The 18,173-nt window shown below is 37.7% G+C and carries 14 protein-coding genes; 9 read left to right on the top strand and 5 right to left on the bottom strand.

Annotation, left to right across the window (positions count from 1 at the left end):
* Positions 1–15: 15 nt before the first annotated feature.
* Genes B9T36_RS12940 through B9T36_RS12925 form a run of 4 tightly spaced genes read right to left on the bottom strand, consistent with a single transcriptional unit; the run spans position 16 to position 5,029 of the window.
* The gene (locus B9T36_RS12940; protein WP_086209880.1) at positions 16–1,206 is read right to left on the bottom strand and encodes a class I SAM-dependent methyltransferase; all 1,191 of its coding nucleotides are present in this window, start codon (positions 1,204–1,206) and stop codon (positions 16–18) included.
* Positions 1,207–1,209: 3 nt separating this feature from the next.
* A complete protein-coding gene (locus tag B9T36_RS12935; protein WP_086209879.1) occupies positions 1,210–2,127 on the bottom strand; it encodes a hypothetical protein in 918 nt (305 codons plus the stop codon).
* Positions 2,124–4,085 carry a hypothetical protein gene (locus B9T36_RS12930; protein ID WP_086209878.1) on the bottom strand — a complete coding sequence of 654 codons (1,962 nt, stop codon included), beginning with the start codon at positions 4,083–4,085 and terminating at the stop codon, positions 2,124–2,126. The genes B9T36_RS12935 and B9T36_RS12930 overlap by 4 nt, the downstream gene beginning before the upstream one ends.
* An 8-nt stretch (positions 4,086–4,093) precedes the next feature.
* The gene (locus tag B9T36_RS12925; protein WP_086209877.1) at positions 4,094–5,029 is read right to left on the bottom strand and encodes a hypothetical protein; all 936 of its coding nucleotides are present in this window, start codon (positions 5,027–5,029) and stop codon (positions 4,094–4,096) included.
* Positions 5,030–5,849: 820 nt separating this feature from the next.
* Between B9T36_RS12925 and B9T36_RS12920 the strand changes: the two genes are divergently transcribed.
* The 4 genes from B9T36_RS12920 (at position 5,850) to B9T36_RS12905 (ending at position 10,898) form a co-directional block, all read left to right on the top strand.
* Positions 5,850–6,839 (top strand): NADP-dependent oxidoreductase, encoded by a 990-nt coding sequence (locus B9T36_RS12920; protein ID WP_086210016.1) that lies wholly within the window; start codon positions 5,850–5,852, stop codon positions 6,837–6,839.
* Between the two features lie 299 nt (positions 6,840–7,138).
* A complete protein-coding gene (locus B9T36_RS12915; RefSeq protein ID WP_086209876.1) occupies positions 7,139–8,401 on the top strand; it encodes an anaerobic sulfatase maturase in 1,263 nt (420 codons plus the stop codon).
* 128 nt (positions 8,402–8,529) lie between these two features.
* Positions 8,530–10,080 carry an arylsulfatase gene (locus B9T36_RS12910; RefSeq protein WP_171264472.1) on the top strand — a complete coding sequence of 517 codons (1,551 nt, stop codon included), beginning with the start codon at positions 8,530–8,532 and terminating at the stop codon, positions 10,078–10,080.
* 173 nt (positions 10,081–10,253) lie between these two features.
* Complete coding sequence (locus B9T36_RS12905; RefSeq protein ID WP_086209875.1) at positions 10,254–10,898, top strand: HEPN domain-containing protein; 645 nt, start codon at positions 10,254–10,256, stop codon at positions 10,896–10,898.
* 52 nt (positions 10,899–10,950) lie between these two features.
* Here the strand turns inward: B9T36_RS12905 and B9T36_RS12900 are convergent, their stop codons facing one another.
* A complete protein-coding gene (locus B9T36_RS12900; RefSeq protein WP_086209874.1) occupies positions 10,951–12,141 on the bottom strand; it encodes an MFS transporter in 1,191 nt (396 codons plus the stop codon).
* Positions 12,142–13,203: 1,062 nt separating this feature from the next.
* On the opposite strand from B9T36_RS12900, the gene B9T36_RS12895 reads away from it, so the two are divergent.
* The 5 genes from B9T36_RS12895 (at position 13,204) to B9T36_RS12875 (ending at position 18,172) form a co-directional block, all read left to right on the top strand.
* On the top strand, positions 13,204–14,331 hold the full coding sequence (locus B9T36_RS12895; protein WP_086209873.1) for a Re/Si-specific NAD(P)(+) transhydrogenase subunit alpha: 1,128 nt from the start codon (positions 13,204–13,206) through the stop codon (positions 14,329–14,331).
* 11 nt (positions 14,332–14,342) lie between these two features.
* The gene (locus tag B9T36_RS12890) at positions 14,343–14,666 is read left to right on the top strand and encodes a proton-translocating transhydrogenase family protein (RefSeq protein WP_086209872.1); all 324 of its coding nucleotides are present in this window, start codon (positions 14,343–14,345) and stop codon (positions 14,664–14,666) included.
* A gap of 3 nt (positions 14,667–14,669) precedes the next feature.
* Positions 14,670–16,124, top strand: coding sequence for an NAD(P)(+) transhydrogenase (Re/Si-specific) subunit beta (locus B9T36_RS12885; protein WP_086209871.1), 1,455 nt, complete (start codon positions 14,670–14,672; stop codon positions 16,122–16,124).
* Between the two features lie 177 nt (positions 16,125–16,301).
* Entirely contained in the window at positions 16,302–16,925 is a 624-nt protein-coding gene (locus B9T36_RS12880) for a TetR/AcrR family transcriptional regulator (protein ID WP_086209870.1), read from the top strand.
* Between the two features lie 71 nt (positions 16,926–16,996).
* Complete coding sequence (locus B9T36_RS12875; RefSeq protein WP_171264471.1) at positions 16,997–18,172, top strand: efflux RND transporter periplasmic adaptor subunit; 1,176 nt, start codon at positions 16,997–16,999, stop codon at positions 18,170–18,172.
* Position 18,173: the final 1 nt, after the last annotated feature.

Genomic DNA, 18,173 nt, shown 5'->3' with positions numbered 1-18,173 from the left:
GTTAGCTAAATGTAATTATTTAGTGCCTATTTTTGTTAGAATAGTGCTCTTTAATCTATTTTCAAATATTAATAAGTTGTTAATATTATTTTCTAATAAAAGAAAATAATAATCTTCTATTGTTTTTTTAGAGAGAAAATCTTTGAAGTTGATAAACTCTGTATTTTTAAGTTTTACAAGAGGTATATAGTTAGCGCCAGAGCCATCAATCATAAAATTACAACTAGCGCCTAAAAGAATGGAAAGTCGAATATTTAAAAGTAGGATTAAATTGTTAAAATAATTATCTGAATTGCTAGGGATTACTACTACACAATCACTTACTACAAGTGATTCCTGTCCAAGGTAGATTGAAAAGGAGTTGTGACAGTTACGACCAACACGCTTATATATAAGATCATATTTCTTAATTGTTTTTCCATTTTTTATATAAGGTAAAACATTTTTTGGGCAGAAGAAGTGAGAAGAAAAATGCGTTGTGTGCACTTGGCTTTGATTTTTTTGGGTAGTTCCTCTAAATATAGGTTCTTTTGATAAATTGAAAGATGGAAAAGAATTGAGAATTTTATTATAATTTTTAGAGTTAAATAAAATCTTAGGATTTAATGGTAAATGATCATTAATTAATATATCTTGAATACACATTTCCCCCATATTAGTTGCAAAAGTATATTTTTTTAGAGGTTTTATGTTTTGTAAAGTAATTATATAAAAATGACTTTCAATTTTACTGAATGAATTTTTGGGTAGGATATTAATAGATAAGATAGTAAAATATTTGATTAAATATTTTCTTATTTTTTTTGCTTTAGTACCATTTACAATTGAGCTGGGCAAAATAAAAATGCCATATCCCTCATGTTCAAGAAGATTTAAACATTTAGATAAAAATTGTTCTTCAATGCTTAAGCCAGATATTGATTTATTGTTAAATGGAGGATTACATAAAATCAGATCAAATTTTTCATTCAATTGTATATCTAAAAAATCCCCCGCATATACATTGTAATTTTCATTAAGGAATCCCTTTAATTTATCAATATCAATATCAATAATAGTAAGCTTATCAAAATTATTTTCTAATGATGTTAGAAGAGCTCCATTTCCTACGCATGGTTCTAGAACGCGACTAAAATATTTTCCTTTAGTCGTTGATGCAATAAACTGTTCGACAATATCTAAAGGGGTCGGATGAAAAAAGTGCATAAATTAGATGAAGGACTCAATTAAATGAACTTTATGAGCACCTGTAGTACGGCCGCTCATTTTACTTGGATAGTCGTATAAAATGAATGTATTTTCGATATCTTCACAAACGGCCTTGATGGCTGCAAGCCCCATTAATTTTGTTCCTAATGGTACTAGAAAAACATTGTCATATTTCATGTCTTTTTTCAAGTTTTTAATTAAGCGGTGTGTGCCAATAATATTATTTGCACCACAATAATGTATAAAATCTGCTGTCGATGGATTCTTCTCAATAAGAATCTCTGCGTGAGTTGTAAATGGAATTCGTTCCCAACTATATATAAAGCTTGGTACTCCGAAGATAAATTCATATTTTTGAAGATGGAAATCTAACTTTTGGAAAGCGTTAGTTAACCTGTCACCTTCATATCCTACAAGAAAGATGAAATAATTTAATTCATTTTGATCTATTGGTTTTGTAATATCAGGAATAGCTGCTTCTTCGAAGCCTAAGGTGTTATCTGACAACAATGGATCATAGTCATTTTCGTCAAAGGTACGTTGAATTTCATAATCTTCTGGTTCTATGTATAAAATATCTATATTTGTAATTTTTAAATCTTTTAATGTCTTACATAAAAATGTTAGAGCTGCAATATCAAAAGAGGTTGCCTCAATAACAATTGAACTGTTTTGATATTGATTTAGGAATTCACTCATATCATGAGTATAGACAATGTTTTCCTCTCCGTTCATTTTCATTTGAAAACTAAACTCATCGGGATTGTAAGATAAGCTAATTAAGTTATCTGTTCGGCTACCTAGCAATTCTCTTGCAAATACAGCTCTTTGTTCATCAGACTCACTAATTATTGTCAAATTCCAGTGTTTATTGAGATGTCTGTTGATGGTATCAGGATCAAAATATGATGATTTCATTTGAATAATTCCTCTTGAATCAAATTGTTCTTATTTTCAGAAGTAAATCTGATCTTAAACTCATCAAGGAAAGCATCAAAATCTTCTTTAGTACCGGTCAAAAGTCTTTGAACTTGGTTAGTAGTTAAAGATACTTTTCTAATTTTTCTATAACTTATAAAGAAATGAGGTGCAAATATTGGACTTAAAACATAATCATCATTTGACGAAAAATTACCATTACTTTTTTCTTTTGTTGATTTAGTCTGATATAAGACACCCCATTTTACAGCATCATCTAAGTGTTTTTTCAATTCTTCATCTATATTAATAGGATCAGAAATATTGAAATGAGTAATTTCTGGCTCACTTTGAGATTGTCTATCATGGAAAAGGCTGAATAATTCGCCAAATCTAGTACATAAATTTTTGAAAAAACTGCCATCTGGTTTAATGCTAGAAAGTTCTTTGAAGAATAATTCACTGGTCTCTATAGCTGCATTATGTTGTATATTTTTATCTATAGAGATGAATTTTTGGTCAGTATTTAAATGATAGGAAGCATTAGCAAATGTAGATCGGCATAACTCCAAAAAGTATCTGATATTTCCATTTGCAATTTTAGTAAATGAGTCTAAACCAGAATAAAAGGTAGATTTATGTTTATGTATTTTTGCTAACTTTAAATAACTACCTATAAAATTATTCTTTAGCCATTCTTTGGATCCATCGAAATCATTTGGGAGCTCTTGTTTTGAGGCTTGTAGTTGTTCGTAAATGGCGGTAGGGGATATTCTACGATAAAGTAGAGATGAACATACAATACTATGTTTTTTATAGTTTTCATCTATAAAATTATCTGCAGTAAGTTTTGTATTGTGGTGAGTTAGAGCCTTTTCAACTTCTCGATGAAGACGATTTCGATATAGTGGAATATCAAAGATTTCATTAGCTAGATCATCATGCGAGCTATTTGGAAGGATAGATCTACCTATCTCTAATATTTGATTAGCATAGGCTTCGTCTTTTCTTGAGTTAATCTCACTTTCACTATGTAAATCAACATTGTTAAAAACAAAATTAAGTTCTTTATAGGCTTTAGAAACTCTTGATATCAGTAATTCAGTAGCAAAAATATCAAAATTCTTCAGCATTTCTTTATCTAAATTGATTGTAGTAAAATCATGCTGCAAATCTATTTTTTCTTGACTACCATCAACATCAATAATTTGAGCACCATTTACTTTAATAGCAATGTTATAACAAATAGGAGGTTCAGAATGTTTCATCCGACTGTTAATAACTTTTTGCTGATAATCTAGTAAATTTTCATACTCATCTAAGTAAAAATGAAAGTGAGAGTTTATATCTAATAATTCATTAATTTCACTTATGAAATCTATTACAGATGCATTAGGTAATGCTACTAAATCATTTAAAAATTTGGGATTTATCACTGATTTCTCGCAAATTTTTTTTTGAATTTTTAGTGCATTAGAAATCTGCGAAATTGAACCTGTTAATTCATGTTGATAAATTTGAAGACAAGAAATTTCAAGCTTTTTAATTTTCTCTTTAATTACATTATCAATGTTTGATTTAACAATGTTTGATAATGCAGCAGCTATTTCATTTAAAATTACTAGATTTATGTAATGATTGAAAACATTTATCCATTCTAATTCATCGATGCCTCTCTTTTGAAACATTCTAAAAAACTGTGTATCAGCTTTAAAGTAAATACCAATATTATCGAGAGCAGACAAGGGGACATCTTTTCTGTTAAGTGAAAATTGTGAGTTGTGTGATAAATATCTTAATATCATTGTTTTTCCACTTCCTCGGCTTCCTTCCAGTTTTGTAGGCAGAAGGTTGTGGAAGTCAGACATTTGGATATTTAGAGGGACTACGAACTCATTCCAAACGTCCAATCCAAAATGTTCACTTCTAATATTTGATAGAGCTTTCTCAATTTCCATACTAGTATTTATCTCGTGAAAGGTGCTGTATAAGATTGATTAGTACACCAAAATATGGGCAAAGTTCCATTGGGTGTCCCATGTGCAAAAATATGTGTTAACTCTAAGTCACTATATCCAAGTATTTCATTTCTAATCCCTTTTCTTTGAACAAAATCAATATAGGTATGTTGTAAATTTGCAGCATACTCTTCTACAGAGATATCTATTAATTTTTCTAACTTCTTATATCGAATAGGAAAACCACTGAAAAATTTACTTGACTCCTTAATTAACTCCGTTACATAGACTTTTACTTGATTATTAGTTTTTTCTTCAATTAACGAAATGCCTTCTTGTGTACCAGAAAAAGCGATATATATATACTGTACTTGATTAACATTTTCAAAAGATTTCATGCTATTGAAATATGTGAAAAATTCTACGAATTGATCACCAGTTCCAACAAAATCATCAAAAAAAACAACAATTTTTAAGTCAGGATTGTGAAGACGCTGCAGATCCCAAGGCCAACACATAAATTTTGTATTCACTTTGTGTTTACTAATTATTCTAGCTAATAGTGGCCCGCTTTTAGTTGGAGGGTCATTAATTTTGATGACAGGTACCAAAGATATCATTTGATGTAAATTTCTTGGGTATTTATCAGATAGTAAATCAAATAGTGTTTCATACCGATTACCATCATCAAGAGAATTTTTCCATTCTATTGCAGATGATAGGTTAACATCTATCATCTGTTGTATAAGCCCTGAAATTTGGCCATTTGATCTATAAACGAGAGAATCTAGTAAAAATGCTAATAAAATTTCTTCTTCACGTGTTCTAAATTCATCACACCATTTATTAAATCTACTTTGATTAATACCGCCCCAAAAACCAGCCTGTATAAGCTTATGAGTTTTTGTACGGGACTTACTGTAAAAAGATTGTTCAAATGACATGATTATATTGTAAAGACATTAGTTTAGTTTTGAATTATAAGCATTTTTATATATTTTTTATAAGTATTTTTTACACCATATTTACACCGATATTTTTAAGTTCATTAATAAGGTGTTGATATATAAATATTATTTTTTATTTGGCGTCCAATCCATCATCGGGGCAACACTGATTCGTGGAGATTGAGGGGTTTCAATGGTTTTGTCAGTATTCATTAAAAATCAGGCTCTTTATCAGTGTTTATCTGCTTTTTATACAAAGGGCTTCGTTACTTTAAAGCAGATGGAATGCAAATAAATGTTTAGGAAATTATCTGTAAACGAGTAGCCATCAAACCAAAGCCAAACTTTTTATTGGCGACAACAGATGACGTTGAAGAGTTCTAAAAATGTTCGAGATAATTTTGGAGAGATAAGAAAGAGTAAAGCGGAGGCCTTTACGTTCACGCAGAAATTTCCAACAGAATGTAATAGTAACATAAAAATAAAATTCGCACATTTTGCTAAGTGCAACGTTTAGTGGGGGGCTGCCTATACTTTGTGAAATTTGAGTTCTGTTCTGTACTTATTTACTTTCTTGTAAATGATTATTCTGTACAGCCGTTTAATGTACTGTTGAGCGCTCATGTTTCTTGAGAAAAGATTAATTACCATTCTTTAGAGTGGTTTTTCTGCATTTAAATTTTGATAACTTTCTGAATCCAACGATGCCCTTGTGTAAGCGGGTCCTTATTTTGCTCCGTTGAATTTTAAATTGATGGAGAAAATATGTTTGCACAAGGGTGAGTTAAAGCAAATTTGGATGATGGTAGGAAAGATCATGACTTATAAAGCCTTTACGTTATCAAAATATCCGCAAGGACATATCACTACAGATATTTTTGAGCTAGTCACTTTGGCACAACCGACTTTAAAAGAAGGTGAGTTTCTCGTTAAGCAGACACATATGTCACTTGATCCTGCTATGCGCACTTGGCTCCAACCAAGAGAAGACAGTTATTTACCGCCAGTACAAATAGGCGAAGTCATGCGCTCTTACGGAGTCGGCGTGGTAGTCGAGTCCTTGAATGCTCAATTTCCAGTCGGTACTCATGTCGTTGGTGTCACTGGATGGAGTGAATATGTTTTAGGTCATGCCGACATGCAAGTGATTGATGCCTCGATACCAGCAGAGGCCATATTGGCTTTATTTTATTTCACAGGTCTGACCGCTTATGCAGGTTTAATGAAAGTTGGAAAACCTAAAAAGGGTGAAACTTTGGTGGTGACAGGTGCAGCAGGTTCAGTCGGTTCATTAGTAGGGCAATTGGCGAAAGCCGAAGGTCTAAGAGTCGTAGGTGTTGCTGGCTCTGATGAAAAGTGTAAATGGTTGGTTGAAGAGCTGGGTTTTGATGCTGCGCTTAACTATAAAGCGGAGGATTTTGAAGCTCAACTTCGTGTTGCTGCGCCAAATGGTGTGGATGTTTTCTATGAAAATACGGGTGGGTCAATCCAAGAAATTATTTTTAATCAGTTAAATCGGTATGCACGTGTCATCGTCTGTGGCGTGTTGGCTGATTATGACCATGAGATGCCTGCAAAAGGTCCAAGTTGGGTAGATATCAATTTAAAAAGCCTGCGTGTACAAGGTTTTATTGTAACTGATTATGCGTCTTTTGCAGACGAGGCTATGTCTGTGTTGGGCCGTTATCTCGCAGAAGGCAAAATCCAATATAAAACCTATACAGTTGAAGGCTTCGAGTCTTTGCCTGAAGGCTTAATGAAGCTATTTAAAGGTGAAAATACAGGAAAATTTATCGTTAAGTTTTAATCTTAATGGCTCTCATGGAGGTTAATGCCAATTCAATTTTATTGCTCACTATAAAAGTTCTGTCCCTTGTGTATTGGATCAACTGTTTTAGATGCAAAGGGGATGCTGGCGGCGTTGGTGCTGTGCTTAGTGAAATTTAAATTGCGATGAAGATCGTATCATTCTTGTGGACGATCAAACTTAAATCACATGGACGAATCGAGAACTTATTCTTTTAGCCCCAAGTCAGCATGGTTTGCTATGGGGCCGGGAGTTCTCACATAAATTAAAACAATGATTACAATCTGGATAGAATCAGCATGCGCATTATCCCTACTCAAGCCGAGTCTCCACCTTTAAAAAGTATACAGCTTCAAGGGCAAATGTATCGTTATCATGTGATGCTCAAACCCTCCGGTGCCCAATGTAACTTGGACTGTAGTTACTGTTTCTATCTGCATAAACAAGACTTATTGCGTCAACCTAAAACCCCACGTATGGCGGAGTCGATGCTTGAGTTGCATATCAAGCAATATATTGAAGTACAAACAGGTAATGAAGTGGTTTTTAGCTGGCAGGGTGGTGAGCCTACCCTGATGGGGTTAGAATTTTTTCAGCGTGTGGTTGAGCTACAAAATAAATATAAGAAGCCGAAGCAATGTATTGAAAATGACATACAAACCAATGGCACCTTGCTTGATGAGGCATGGTGTGAGTTTCTGAGTCAACACAATTTCTTGGTTGGTTTATCTATTGATGGCCCAGCTGAATTTCATGACAAACATCGCTATAACAAAGGTGGCAAACCTACGCATGCCAAAGTGATGCATGCCGTGGAATTACTTCATCGTTACCAGATTCCATTTAACGCACTGTGTGTCGTGAATCGAGACAATGCGAAACGCCCAAACGATGTATATCGTTTTATCCGTGATCAGGTGCAGCCACGGATGATCCAGTTTATTCCGGGAATGGAAAGTGCACAGTTCCAAAGCACTGCGCCTGGGCATTGGAATCTTGATGATTTACCCATACTTGGCAGCTCTGCCGCACAACCAGGAACCAACGACTCTGTTGTCACTGATTGGTCTATTGTTGCTGATGACTGGGGTTATTTTCTCTCACGGGTTTGGGGGGAATGGATCAAGAAAGATTTTGGACGGGTATTTGTCGACCAGTTTGAAAATATAGTGTCCATGATGCTTGGCTATGGCGCGCAGAAATGTGTTTCTGGTCAGATTTGCGGGAAATCACTGGCAATCGAGCATAACGGTGATCTCTTTTCCTGTGACCATTTTGTCTATCCCGAATACAAGCTCGGTAACATTCAAGAGATACATCAAGGCGATCTAGTCTTTTCAGAAGAACAGAAAAAGTTTGCTTATGCGAAGTCGAATAGCTTGCCTCAATACTGTCGCCAATGCCCCTATTTACAATATTGCTGGGGTGACTGTCCCAAAGATCGCTTTTTGAAAACACCCGATGGAGAAGCAGGTTTACATTATCTGTGTTCTGGCTTAAAGCGCTTTTTTCATACTGCACTTTTATCCAAAAGTGAAATTATGAAACAGCTTAAACCCTAAAGAAATTTACTGCGAATAAAGACTAAAAATAGTCTTTTAAATAAACGGATTTATCTCGAATTTTGTCAATATTGCTAAGACAAAAGACAAAAGACAAATTTGCAAAATGTTATAAAAGGAAAAAGAATATGCACAAAAAAAGGATTTCGAGTTCAATCGCTGTACTGGGTGGAGCACTACTTTCAACGAGTCTAATGGCAAAGCCACCGAATATTTTGGTGATTATGTCTGATGACGTAGGTTTCACAAATGTTAGTGCATATAGTCATGGCGTTATGGGCTATAACACGCCCAATATTGATCGAATTGCCAAAGAAGGCATCATGTTCACCGATCATTATGCGCAACCCAGTTCAACAGCGGGACGTGCAGCATTTATTACGGGGCAATATCCAATTCGTTCAGGCATGACCACAGTAGGACGTCCAGGTTCTCCACTAGGTATTCAAGCTGCGACCCCAACCTTGGCAGAAGTGCTTAAACCTTTGGGTTATATGAGTGGTCAGTTTGGGAAAAACCACTTGGGCGATCGTAATGAACACTTACCGACTGTGCATGGTTTTGATGAGTTCTTTGGTAATTTATATCACTTAAATACCGAAGAAGAACCAGAACAATTTGATTATCCCAAAGATCCAGAATTTCATAAAAAATATGGCACACGTGGTGTTTTACACTGCTATGCCTCTTCAACAGATGATGAAACTACAGATTCTCGTTTTGGAAAAATGGGGAAGCAAAAATGTGAAGATACAGGGGCATTGACGCGCAAACGCATGGAAACGGTAGACGATGAGTTTATTACAGCCAGTGTTGACTTCATGAAACGCAGTAAAAAATCGGATAAGCCATTTTTTGTTTGGCTGAATCCAAGTCGCATGCACATGTATACGCATTTACGTGCGTCTCATCGCTATTTGGCTGCAAAAGCAACCTCAGAAGATGATTTGTATGGCAGCGGGATGATTGAGCACGATATGCAAGTCGGTCAATTGTTGGATGATATGAAGAAAATGGGCGTGTTGGACAATACCATTATTGTGTATACCACGGATAATGGTCCTGAACACAGCGCAAAAAATCATGGTGGTACGACACCATTTCGTGGTGAAAAAATGACGACCTATGAAGGTGGGGTACGTGTTCCGACAATGGTACGCTGGCCAGGACATATTCCTGCAGGGCAGGTGAGAACGGGTATTCAAGCCAACATGGATCTTTTCACGACATTGGCAACGATTGCAGGTAATCCAAATGTTGTCGAAGATATGAAAAATAATCGTAAGCAATATATTGATGGGGTGAATAATTTAGATTACTGGACAGGGAAATCAGAGGAAAGCAAGCGCAATAATTTTCTTTATTATCATGAATCAACACTGCGAGCTGTTCGAATTAAGCAGTGGAAAGTTCACTTTGAAACCAGTGAAAATTATTATGATAGTTATCAAAAGCAAAAATTCCCCATCATGTACAATCTCCGTCAAGACCCATTTGAGTCCTTTGATAGTGTAAGAGACCGTTCTGAAATTATCCAAAGTAAACAATGGATTTCTGAACCTTTGCAGGCTTTGATTGGATCACATATTAAATCCTTGATGGATTATCCTCCTGTACAAAAAGCAGCAACACTAGATTTTAGTGAGCTGATTAAAAATATGCAGGCAACGAAAAAATAAAAGCATTCTGGATGAATAAGGCAGCTCAGTTTTCTGAGTTGCCTTTTTTATTAATATGGCATCATTTTTTTCAACCTATTTTTATTGAACGCATCAATCTTTGTTTTTGATTGAGCCTCGACTTCAAATTGATTATGGTAAATAGAAGATAACAATAAAAAAATGGAGGAAATATGTTTGTACTTGAGCAAGTCTTTAAGGATAAAAAAGCAGTGCATTCTGATGCCTTTAATTTAAGAATTCATCGTGGCCTAAGCTGGTTTAAAAAAGCCACACAATTGGATGATGATCTTGATTTGAAGTTCATCACGCTATGGATTTCTTTTCATGCTTTGTATGCCCAAGAATTAGAACACCTTCAAAACCAACAGCATCTGAGCCAGTTCTTACAGACAATGCTTCAGCATGATGTTGAGCACAAATTTGAGATAATTTTATTGGAGAGGTCGAGTCAGCCTATTTATCGCCTATTGAACAGTTCGTATAGTATGCAAAGTTATTGGGACTATCAAAATCAGGCAATTAGCCTAGAGGCGTATAAAGCTCAACGAGGACACGAGAAGAAGAAAGTCACAGAAGCCATAGAGAATAAACATACAGAAGATATTTTGTTGATCTTATTTAGCCGTTTATGCACGTTGAACGATCAGTTCATGCAGGGTGGTTGCTCCTATAAAAGCGCGTTAAACCGAGAGCAACTCCAAGACGCATGTCTTGTTTTATCCGCGTTATTGCCTGCTTTGATTTATATTTTACTGGAAAATGCAGATGCTCTAGATAACGGGAAACCCTATTATCCAGTGGCACAGGTCAGCTAATTTACGAATAAAAAATCAGACAGTTTTAAAGCAAGCTGTCTGATTATCGGTATTAGGCAATACCATATTTTCTACTATATAGTGTGTCAATCAGTGCAAAGACACTGGCCAAGATGACCAATGAAATTCCGACCAGACAGGTGCTGCTCCAGCCACCATGATGCCATGCATACACGCCCAGCGCAGAACCACACGCCCCACCAATAAAATATAAAGTCATATAGATTGAGTTCACCCGAGACTTTGCATCGGGACGTAAACGGAAAATCACGTTTTGATTACAACTATGTGTGGTGGCTAAACCAAGGTTAATTAGTGCATAGCCTAGGACATAGCTGAGCAATGAACTGGCACCCAAATATAAAAACACCCAACTCAAGGCTAAAATGGCGCAGCCTGCCCAAGTCAGGACTAGGGTATAACCACGATCTGCCCATTTCCCAATGAACTGAGTCGAGAGTGCCCCAAAAACGCCAACAAGGGTCACTATACCCACCCATACATCGGAGAGTTCGAATGGCTTAGAGGTTAGCAGCAGGGCAATGGTTGAAAACAGCATACTCATGGCAGCAAAAGCAAATCCACCAGTCATTGAACGAAACACCAAGCGTGGCTCTTGTTTCAGTAGGCTTCCCATGGACTTGAAAATTGTGAAATAAGTGATTTTAAATTTTGGTAGTTGCGGCAACTTTCCTTTCATAATGAAAGCTAGAACAAACATGGCAATGCCACTGAGGATGTAAATCATCTTCCAGTGCCATAGATCAGAAAGTAAGCCTGCCACACTGGTAGACAGTAAGATGCCGACCAGTAATCCACTCATGAGAAAACCAACCACTTCGCCAGTACGTTCAGGTTTGACTGCCATCGCAGCTAAAGGAATCAGCACTTGAGCTGCGACAGAGAATAACCCTGTAATAATTGTCCCGATCCAGAGCATCGCTAAGTTGGTCGATATTGCACAAATAAAAAGCCCTACAGATGCACCAAACATCAGGAGTGGAATAAGCTTGGCTTTATTGAGCATATCACCTAAAGGCACAATAAATAGCAAACCTAGTGCATAAGACACTTGTGCAAACGTTACTGTTAAAGCGACTTGTTCTTCTGGAACTTGAAGGCTTTGTTGTATTGATGAAATCAAAGGCTGGCAATAATAGTTTGCCCCTGCACATAAACCACACACAATTGCCATGAGCCAAAGCAGTGATTTATCTCGACTGATGTCGAAGGAAGTATTCATAGTAAGCCTTTGATTGGGGGAGGTAGGAGCAAACAACGACAACATCACTGTTGAATGATCATGATGTAGCGTTTGGGAAATTGTATACGAAGCGAGGTTAAAAGCATAAAAATGGTGCAGAAAATAAAGTACGAGTGGATCGCTATAGGGCTGAGTAATAACCTCGCATTCTTATGTTCTTTTGATATGCTTTACTGAGATATAATCAAAAAAAAGTGATATTTCTAATTTTCTGTCAAAAAACACCGAGAAAAATGAAAAAAATTCTGAATTGATGGGGAAAAATTGTGAGTAATTGTTGCATTCCATCATTCTTCATCAGAATCATCAGCAAACAGCCAAATCAAATTGTTGAAATATTCACCTTGTAGATGCTTTTGTGGTCGATTATGGTGCATTTAGGTTTAAGTACAGACTCACAATTGGCTTTACTATCACTCCATAAAATATTGAAAAAAGTTTTTTGTTAGCCAACTCTAGCTTGAAATCAGATTGAACAGGACAAATTTTGTTTAGGGTTTTTACAGAATCATTTTTAAATACACTTTTTCATCTGACTGAAATTGGAGTATGGGTATTTTTGATCTATTCAACATAGATGTTATTCAATTTGAAGCCAGAGTCATTGCCGTGAAACTGTCACTTGGGTCAATGTCTGCAAAGTTTGCATGACAAGATGTGGAAAAGGTCTATGAATGATAGGTTTTGTTTTATGTGAATGTGATGCTTTAAATTTGTGAATTGGTCAAAAAGATCAATAGGGAAGAATTAAAGCACTCAGTCTTGTACAAAAAAAGTGCGATTTTTATGCTAAATGGCGATGAGGGGAAAGTGCTGAATAGAAATAAATCAATTCTGAATGTCATTTTCAGCAAATAAACGATATATCACACAATATTTTTTATGAATCACGAGTTCAGTATGTGGGTATTTATTAAATAAATAGTGGGTGGTATTTTAAAAAAGTTTCATTAGAATCCAAAAATTCATAAGAACATCCTGGGGGAAACATCGCCTAACTCGTGATGTTTACTTTAAGAAAAATTAGCTTGAGGGACGCTCATGCAGATCGGAATTCCAGCCGAAACGGTTGTTGGTGAAAATCGTGTAGCCGCAACGCCAGAAACGGTAAAAAAATTGATCAATGCTGGTCACAGTGTAGTCATTGAACGTAGAGCAGGTGTAAAGGCTGCTTATATTGACAGTGCCTATGAACAAGTTGGTGCCACGCTTACAGATGATGCCTATACCGGTAGCCAAATCGTTTTGAAAGTACGTGCCCCTCAGGGTGCTGAGATTCAAAAGCTTGCGCCAAATACATCGGTTATTGCCATGTTTGATCCGCACCGCAACACTGAACTTGATCAATTTGCATCGCAAAACGTGTCTGCATTTGCTTTAGAGCTATTGCCACGTACTTTGTCTCGTGCTCAGAACATGGACGTGTTGTCCTCACAAGCGAACTTGGCGGGTTATAAGTCAGTGCTTTTGGCTGCTGCTGAATACCAACGTATGTTCCCTATGTTGATGACGGCTGCAGGTACAGTAAAACCTGCACGTGTGGTGATCATGGGAGTAGGCGTTGCAGGATTACAAGCGATTGCAACTGCAAAACGTTTGGGTGCTGTGGTTGAAGCAACGGACTTACGTCCAACAGCGAAGGACCAAGTTGAGTCTTTAGGTGGCAAATGGTTAGACGTACCGATGTCAGCAGAAGAACAACAAAAAGCAGCCGATGCTGCGAAAAATGGTTATGGTTGGATGCCGGGTGAAGACTATATCCGTGATCAAGCCATCATTGTAGATAAAGCTGTGTCGAATGCCGACATCGTGATTACTACTGCACTATTACCAGGTCGTGACGCACCACGCTTAATCAAAGCAGAAACTGTTGCCAAAATGAAACCAGGTTCAATCATCCTTGATATGGCGGTTGAAACGGGTGGTAACGTTGAAGGTTCGAAGAATGGTGAAAACGTTGTCACTGATAACGGTGTGACCATTTTAGGTATTCCAAATATTCCATCTACAGTTGCAACAGAAGCGTCTGCTTTGTATGCACGTAATGTATTGAATTTCCTTGACACCTTGTTTGATGCTGAGAAAAACTTTGCACTCAACCCTGAAGAAGAAATTCAAAAAGCCCTTCTAGTAACTCATGGCGGTCAAGTACTGCTCAAGCGTGGTTAAGGAGATAGATCATGGTTGAAACAATTACAATTTTCGTCCTTGCCATCTTTGTAGGGTACTACGTGGTGTGGGGCGTAACGCCAGCATTACATACACCGCTTATGGCAGTAACCAATGCTTTGTCATCCATCATTATTGTGGGTGCGATGATCCAAACTGTAGGCTTACCTGCGATTGGGGTTGATGCCAATGTCGCATTCCAAAGCGTTAACGTGGTGAGCATCTTAGGTGCGATTGCAGTGTTCTTAGCAAGTATCAACATTTTTGGTGGCTTCGCAGTAACAGCGCGTATGCTTGAAATGTTCAAGCCAAAGCAAAAGAAAAAAGAGGGCTAATATATGGAATTCATTCGAGACTATGCGGATTGGTTCTACCTGATTGGTGCTGTCCTCTTTATCCTAACTTTACGTGGTTTGTCAGGTCCTAAAACTGCCATTCAAGGTAACCGTTACGGCATGATCGCAATGGCGATTGCGGTGATCACTACTTTCTTTGTGGCAGATCATCCAGTGATTTGGATGATTGGCGGGGCAATGGTACTGGGTGCACTTGTGGGTATTGCCCGTGCACGTACTGTACCTATGACACAAATGCCTGAAACGGTTGCATTGATGCACTCTTTGGTGGGCTTGGCTGCGGTATTGATTGCGATTGCTGCAATTCTACACAATAACCAACTCACTGCTTTATTTGCACAAAATGAAGCTGCATTAACTGCTGCGGGTGTACAACATGCCCACATGAGCAAGGTTCATTTGTTTGAATTGTTCGTGGGTTGTTTCGTTGGTGCGATTACCTTTACAGCGTCTGTATTTGCTTATGGTAAGTTGGCTGCGAAAAAATGGGCAAAAACCATTTCTGGTGCATGGGTTAAACCTGTACAAGCGCTGATTTTCCTTGCAATGTTGGCATGTGGTGTGTATTTCTTCACCACGGGTAACATGACTGCATTTTGGGCAATGACTGCACTTGCACTTGCATTCGGTTGGGTGTGGATTGCGCCTGTTGGTGGTGGTGATATGCCAGTGGTGGTATCACTGTTGAACTCATTCTCTGGTTGGGCAGCAGCAGGTATTGGTTTCACGCTTGAAAACAATATGTTGATCGTTGCAGGTTCACTGGTGGGTTCTTCTGGTGCGATTCTGTCTTACATCATGTGTAAAGCGATGAACCGTTCGATCATCAACGTTTTGTTTGGTGGTGCGATGGGCGGTGCAGCAGTGGCTTCTGCGAATAAAGGTGAACAAGCACAGCGTAATCACCGTTCTGGTTCAGCAGATGACGCAGGTTTCTTGATGTCAAATGCAGACAGCGTTGTGATCGTGCCGGGTTATGGTATGGCGCAAGGTCGTGCACAAAATGCAGTTAAAGAATTGTGTGAAATCTTAAAAGAGCAGGGCGTAAAAGTTCGCTTCGCGATTCACCCAGTGGCTGGTCGTATGCCGGGTCACATGAACGTATTGTTAGCAGAAGCAGATGTTGCGTATGAAGACATCTTAGAAATGGATGAGATCAACTCAGATTTCCCTGCAACAGATGTAGTACTGGTAATTGGTGCAAACGACGTGGTTAACCCTGCGGCGAAAGATGATCCGACATCTCCAATCTACGGCATGCCAATTCTTGAAGCACATAAAGCACGTACCATCATGGTGATCAAACGTTCTATGGCAACAGGTTATGCGGGCTTAGATAATGACTTGTTCTACAATGAAAAAACCATGATGATCTTTGGTGATGCGAAAAAAGTGGTTGAAGATATGACCAAAGCAATTAATGGTGGTGGACACTAATCCTCCTCCTGGATTGTATAAAGACCACCTTCGGGTGGTTTTTTTGTTTTAGGGCCAAAGCTCTTTAGTTACAAAAAAACCTCACAAAGACACATTTTGTATAAGAAATCAGCATGCTGATTTGTATTTAGGTGTTTAAATTGAGAATTATTATTCTCAATTTGGCTAAACCTTATTATGGACTTGCACCCGTTATCTCGCACGGAAAAACAGAACAAAAGAAAACAACTTATTATTGATAAAGCTATAGAGTTAACTGTAGCACATGGTTTAGATCAACTTTCAATTGCAGACATTGCAAAGGCCAGTGGATTAGGTCCCGGACAAATTTATCGCTGTTTTCAAGATAAAGATGAAATCATAGAAAATATGATTTTGAGTATTACGGACAAGCGCATTTGCACTCCTGGCTTTCACCGACACGATGTACATATAAAGGCTCAGGAGCTTGCCAGTGGGCATCCTAATAATATGAGTTCTGAAGAATTATCTTTGTTATATGAAGTTCTCAATATTAGTGGCAATAATAAAATAATCGAAACTATTGAAAAATCAGAAAAAAAAATGCAGGAGCAAGGTTTGTATATTTTAAAAGAATATTACAAAACCGCGTCTCCACAAGAAATAAGAGCAATTGCTGAGGTGGTTGCCACGTTAACGGAGGGCGTCATTTTGAGAACGGCGAAAGGGTATTCGCAAGATGTTGATCAGGCTATTTTACAGCGTATTTATGAAACGATGTTAACAGCAATGGATTCCTTATTTGGTGAAGTGAAAGAGAAAGAAAATAATATTCAATAAATACAATATTTTATTTCTTAAATTTAATGTGGTGGGTTCAGTCTTTTTTCAAATCTAGGTGTGCGTGTGCAATGAAAAAATCGGTAGTATTCAAAAAGGCTTTTCTGACAGGAATGATTATATGCTGTCTTGGTCTTACCTTATCTGCTTGTGATCAAGAGCAGGTCGCTCCACAAAAGTCTGTAACTGAAGTAGAGGTGATGACGATCCAACCTCAGTCTATGGACATGAAACAAACCTTGGCTGGTCGGACAACGGCTTATTTGACCTCAGATGTCAGGCCTCAAGTGAGTGGTATTATTGAAAAGCGGCTTTTTAAGGAAGGAGATTATGTACAAGCTGGTCAGGTATTGTATCAGCTCGATTCTAAACTGTATCAAGCAGCACATGAAAGTGCGCGTGGTGATTTAGTTGAAGCTGAGGCGAGTTTGCTTGCCGCAAAGCCCAAAGCGCAACGTTATAAAAACCTTCTCGCAATTGAAGCGGTTAGTCAGCAAGATGCCCTTGATGCTCAAGCAACTTTAAAAGAACAAGAAGCAGCCGTTATTTCTGCAAAAGCGGCGTTAAATACAGCCAAAATTAATTTGGGCTATACCTCAATACGTGCCCCGATCTCAGGACGGATTGCCACGTCTACATATACTCCTGGTGCACTGGTGACGGCTGAGCAAACGACCGCATTGACAACGATCCAACAATTAAACCCAATTTATGTTGATATCACGCTATCGAGCACTGAGTTACTTAATCTGAGAAAGCAAATTGATAAGGGAACATTGAATGCCCCTAATGGTAAGGTGCCTGTCAGTATTATTATGGAAGATGGTTCGACTTATGAACATACGGGGACGCTCGAATTTATTGGAACGTCCGTTGATACTGGAACGGGTACGGTAAATTTAAGAGCTATTGTTCCAAATCCTAAATATCTATTGCTTCCAGGTGCTTATGTTAAGGCAGAGCTACCATTAGCAGTTAATCATCAGGCTATTCTGATTCCACAAAAGGCAGTGACCCGAAATCATAAGGGAGATCCTGTTGTGAAGTTGGTCGGTGCAGACAATAAGGTGGTTGAACGTACCGTCGAAACCTCGGATGCACAAGGCAACCAGTGGGTGGTGACCTCTGGTCTAAAAGCTGGGGAGAAGTTGATTGTTGAAGGTGTGAGTACTGTTTCTTCGGGGAATACCGTGAAAGTGGTACAGCAAGCAACTGCAAGTAATTCAGTGACCTCAGATCAAAAATAGG

The organism is Acinetobacter sp. ANC 4204 (genome assembly GCF_002135205.1).
Taxonomy (GTDB): Bacteria; Pseudomonadota; Gammaproteobacteria; order Pseudomonadales; family Moraxellaceae; genus Acinetobacter.
Note: the sequence above shows the minus strand (reverse complement) of the source record. Positions and strands in the feature narration are given on the sequence as shown.

Coding starts and splice junctions, on each gene's coding strand:
- B9T36_RS12900 (WP_086209874.1), bottom strand. CDS start 12,141: ATGAATACTTCCTTCGACATCAGTCGAGATAAATCACTGCTTTGGCTC.
- B9T36_RS12925 (WP_086209877.1), bottom strand. CDS start 5,029: ATGTCATTTGAACAATCTTTTTACAGTAAGTCCCGTACAAAAACTCAT.
- B9T36_RS12875 (WP_171264471.1), top strand. CDS start 16,997: ATGAAAAAATCGGTAGTATTCAAAAAGGCTTTTCTGACAGGAATGATT.
- B9T36_RS12910 (WP_171264472.1), top strand. CDS start 8,530: ATGCACAAAAAAAGGATTTCGAGTTCAATCGCTGTACTGGGTGGAGCA.
- B9T36_RS12935 (WP_086209879.1), bottom strand. CDS start 2,127: ATGAAATCATCATATTTTGATCCTGATACCATCAACAGACATCTCAAT.
- B9T36_RS12890 (WP_086209872.1), top strand. CDS start 14,343: ATGGTTGAAACAATTACAATTTTCGTCCTTGCCATCTTTGTAGGGTAC.
- B9T36_RS12895 (WP_086209873.1), top strand. CDS start 13,204: ATGCAGATCGGAATTCCAGCCGAAACGGTTGTTGGTGAAAATCGTGTA.
- B9T36_RS12905 (WP_086209875.1), top strand. CDS start 10,254: ATGTTTGTACTTGAGCAAGTCTTTAAGGATAAAAAAGCAGTGCATTCT.
- B9T36_RS12915 (WP_086209876.1), top strand. CDS start 7,139: ATGCGCATTATCCCTACTCAAGCCGAGTCTCCACCTTTAAAAAGTATA.
- B9T36_RS12880 (WP_086209870.1), top strand. CDS start 16,302: ATGGACTTGCACCCGTTATCTCGCACGGAAAAACAGAACAAAAGAAAA.
- B9T36_RS12940 (WP_086209880.1), bottom strand. CDS start 1,206: ATGCACTTTTTTCATCCGACCCCTTTAGATATTGTCGAACAGTTTATT.
- B9T36_RS12885 (WP_086209871.1), top strand. CDS start 14,670: ATGGAATTCATTCGAGACTATGCGGATTGGTTCTACCTGATTGGTGCT.
- B9T36_RS12930 (WP_086209878.1), bottom strand. CDS start 4,085: ATGGAAATTGAGAAAGCTCTATCAAATATTAGAAGTGAACATTTTGGA.
- B9T36_RS12920 (WP_086210016.1), top strand. CDS start 5,850: ATGACTTATAAAGCCTTTACGTTATCAAAATATCCGCAAGGACATATC.